The organism is Syntrophorhabdus sp. (genome assembly GCA_012719415.1).
In the GTDB taxonomy this organism is placed as follows: domain Bacteria; phylum Desulfobacterota; class Syntrophorhabdia; order Syntrophorhabdales; family Syntrophorhabdaceae; genus Delta-02.
Map to the genome: position 1 here is coordinate 1 of JAAYAK010000273.1, position 3,255 is coordinate 3,255.

General features: G+C 55.8%; 4 protein-coding genes. 2 read left to right on the forward strand and 2 right to left on the reverse strand.

The genetic code is table 11. The features are described 5' to 3' along the window. Positions 1 to 283: Plug domain-containing protein (locus GXX82_16180; protein ID NLT24581.1), on the reverse strand; the 283-nt coding region annotated here is incomplete at its 3' end. Positions 284 to 621: 338 nt separating this feature from the next. Between GXX82_16180 and GXX82_16185 the strand changes: the two genes are divergently transcribed. After that, the gene (locus GXX82_16185) at positions 622 to 948 is read left to right on the forward strand and encodes a LysR family transcriptional regulator (protein ID NLT24582.1); all 327 of its coding nucleotides are present in this window, start codon (positions 622 to 624) and stop codon (positions 946 to 948) included. 108 nt (positions 949 to 1,056) lie between these two features. Here the strand turns inward: GXX82_16185 and GXX82_16190 are convergent, their stop codons facing one another. Continuing rightward, positions 1,057 to 1,884 carry a hypothetical protein gene (locus GXX82_16190; protein NLT24583.1) on the reverse strand — a complete coding sequence of 276 codons (828 nt, stop codon included), beginning with the start codon at positions 1,882 to 1,884 and terminating at the stop codon, positions 1,057 to 1,059. Positions 1,885 to 2,041: 157 nt separating this feature from the next. Here GXX82_16190 and GXX82_16195 point away from each other — a divergent pair. Then, a partial coding sequence (locus GXX82_16195) for a coproporphyrinogen III oxidase family protein (GenBank protein ID NLT24584.1) occupies positions 2,042 to 3,255 on the forward strand: 1,214 nt, incomplete at its 3' end.

The following is a 3,255-nucleotide window of genomic DNA, read 5'->3' on the forward strand; positions in this document are numbered from 1 at the left end:
AGATCGGAATGCCGTCGAGATAGATGGGAACGCGTCTCATATCAAAACCCCGTATATACACCATCTGTTCGTTCCGGGTGTTCTTTGTCAACGTGACGCCGGGCAGCATGTTGACCGCCTGGCCGACAGTGTTCTTGTTGTAGTCACGCATATCTTCCTGGTAGATCTTTTCGACCGTCACATTTCTGTTCACCTCGGATTGGTCCTTCACCTCGATCTCCCCAAGGGTGAACACGTCGTCCTTCGTTTTGTCCTGCGCTCCGGCGGCGGGAGCGAATACCATGGCGAATGCCGCAATGAGAAGCAGAAAGAGAATAGATCGGGGGCAAGGAACCATGTGACAAACCTCCTTATATATATGTGAATATAACGCACGTTATATAGCATCGGATATAAAGACAAGTCAAGCCCAATTTTACCTTGCGGTTCGATATTGTGTCCGTTTTGGGCATCTATTCCTCTATCTGAGTGTAATTACAGGGCAGTTGTGACGGAAGCCATTGTTGTCCATTGTGAACACCGGTGTCCGGCGGGGGAATGTGCAGGAGTGAATATTGTAACTTGACAGGATTACTGGTGTTATCTATAATTGGCTTGTTGTTCGATCAAGGGGGCTTTCACATGAAAGTGGGTTACAAGGTATGGATAGACAATAACGGAAAGGCCTTTGGCGAGGGCCCTTACCAGGTGCTCAAGAGGGTCGAAGAGACGGGATCCCTCCACAAAGCGGCCATGGACCTCAACATGTCCTACCGGAAGGCGTGGCTGATGCTTCAGGCGATAGAGGCGAGGCTGGGTTTCGCACTCCTTGACAGAAAGGTAGGGGGCGTCTCCGGCGGCGGCTCCAGCATAACCCCTGAGGGGAAGAAATTCCTGAAAAGCTACGAAGGCTTCCGAGAGGACGTGAGGCAAACCCTGGAAAAAACCTTCAAAAAACACTTCAAGTGAAACCGGGTCACAGGTAATGGGTAATGGGCAATAGGTCTGGAAGAGAAAAAGGAAAGGCCTTTCGCTTTTCCCCATAGCCTATAACCTATCACCTGCTACCTGTTTCCTTTATCTCTTCCTGACATCCCTGTATTCCGCTTCGCTCAGGTTGCCGTCGCCGTTGCGGTCGTATTTCTTGAAGTCCTGCATCGTGACAGAGGGCAGGACGGTACCCAGCTCGATGGGGGAGATCCTGCCATCCTTGTTGTTGTCCACGTCGTTGAAGGAAAGCGTGTTCACCTTGTACTTGACGCGGACGGGGACGGCGCGGTTGTTGGAGGATTGCTTCGACGCCGTCCGCTTGGACCGTTTGCCCTTCTGGGACGAGGTCGACTCGTCGGGGGCGGTCTGGTCCAGGAGGTCCTGGTGGAAGTTCTCCCCCTTGACTATGCCGATGCCGTTCTTTATGTATCCTACGGTGACAGTGTCCCCGATCTGTATCTCTCCCGTGTGCTTGTAGCCCCGCACGACAGGGTTGGCAAGGTCGAATGTCAGGTTCTTGCCCGCGCTCTTCACGGATATCGTCTTCCCGACATAATCGACGCCGGAGACGGTCCCCGTGAAGATGGTGCGCGAACCCGTCCTGACCTTGAGGAGCGAAGCCGTCGCACCCGGACCGGTGGGAGCGCCCCGGCCGTCGATGGTCTCGTCGCGAACGGTCTGTGTGGCCGATCTGGGCGTTGGCCCCAGCTTTGCTTCTTCGTCGGGAGCGGTGACGCGCTGGTTCGGCTCGGCAGCCGTTTCCTGCTGTTTCGGTTTTTTCCTCAGATCGGGCAGGTCCGTCGTGGGATATTCCTTGTTGCCGTAATCCGGGGAAACAAGGGCGTCCAGAGAGCAGCCGAGAATGGTGCCGGAAAGGAAGAGGGCGACGACTGTGAACGGAAGCATTCTCTTCATAAAATATGTCATGTTTTAACGACCTTTCCCGGGCATGTCAAGTTATTTCGGGAAGCCCGGAATATGTGCTTGATTTTTCGCTGTTGTGAACTTTAAACTAAGTCACGTGAAGAGGCAGGCAACCCCTGCTTCCTGCCCCTTTAGCCCTGAATTCGACATGCTGATCGAAAAGCTCATATGCAACGTTGCCCGGAAGAAGAACGCTGACTATCTGCGCTTCACGCCGGGCGAATCCTACGAGGTCCCGCGGCCCTCCGACGCGATCCCGAGGCTCCTTTATCTTCACGTGCCTTTCTGCGAGGAGCTGTGTCCCTATTGTTCCTTCAACCGCGTCGTCTACAGGGAGGACATCGCGCGGGCCTATTTTAAGGCACTACGCAAAGAGATGGGGATGTATCGCGACCTCGGGTACGATTTCAGCGCTGTCTATGTCGGAGGCGGCACGCCGACGGTCCTCATCGACGAACTGTCGGAGACGCTGATGCTGGCAAGAGGCATGTTCCACATCGGGGAGGTTTCCGTCGAGACGAACCCCAACCATCTCACGGAAGTCAACCTGGCACAGCTGAAGGACGTGGGGGTCAACCGTCTTTCCGTTGGTGTCCAGACCTTCGATGACGGTCTCCTGAAGGCCGTCGAGCGCTATCACAAGTACGGCAGCGGAGATGAGATCGCGCAAAGGCTCAAGGAGACGATGGGCCGCTTCGATACCCTCAACGTGGACATGATCTTCAATTTCCCCACCCAGACCGTGGAGATGCTGGAGCACGATCTCGATGTTCTCATGGATATCGCCGTGGACCAGGTGACGTTCTATCCCCTCATGGTCTCGACCTCCACGGAAAAGCTCATGGGCAGGAAGCTGGGCCGCGTGGACTACGACCGCGGCCAGGACCTCTACAGGAAGATCACGGAGATGCTCCACGACGACTACCGCCCCAGCACGGCCTGGTGCTTCTCGCGGGGCGACGTGATGATCGACGAGTACGTCGTCAACTACGACGAATACGCCGGCCTGGGGAGCGGCTCCATCGGCTACCTGGGCGGCAGTGTCTACTCGAACACCTTCGACATCCCCGAGTACGTCAACCGCCTCGAACGCGGAGAGTTCCCCGTCGCCGCCCGGAAGGACTGCGGCACGAGAGAACGTCTGCTCTACGATTTCCTCATGAAGCTCTTCGGCATCACCCTCGACCTCGGGGAGCTCTCGAAGAAGCACGGTGTCAACGCCCATCACTACCTTCTCCCCGAAATAACCTTCTTCCGCCTCACAGGCGCCCTCCTCAAATCCGGCCCCACCCTGACCCTCACCCCGAAAGGCCAGTACTACTGGGTCATCATGATGCGGGAATTCTTCATAGCAGTAAACAA

Excerpts from the sequence above, each read along its gene's own strand:
- GXX82_16190 (NLT24583.1), bottom strand. The coding sequence starts at position 1,884 with ATGAAGAGAATGCTTCCGTTCACAGTCGTCGCCCTCTTCCTTTCCGGC.
- GXX82_16185 (NLT24582.1), top strand. The coding sequence starts at position 622 with ATGAAAGTGGGTTACAAGGTATGGATAGACAATAACGGAAAGGCCTTT.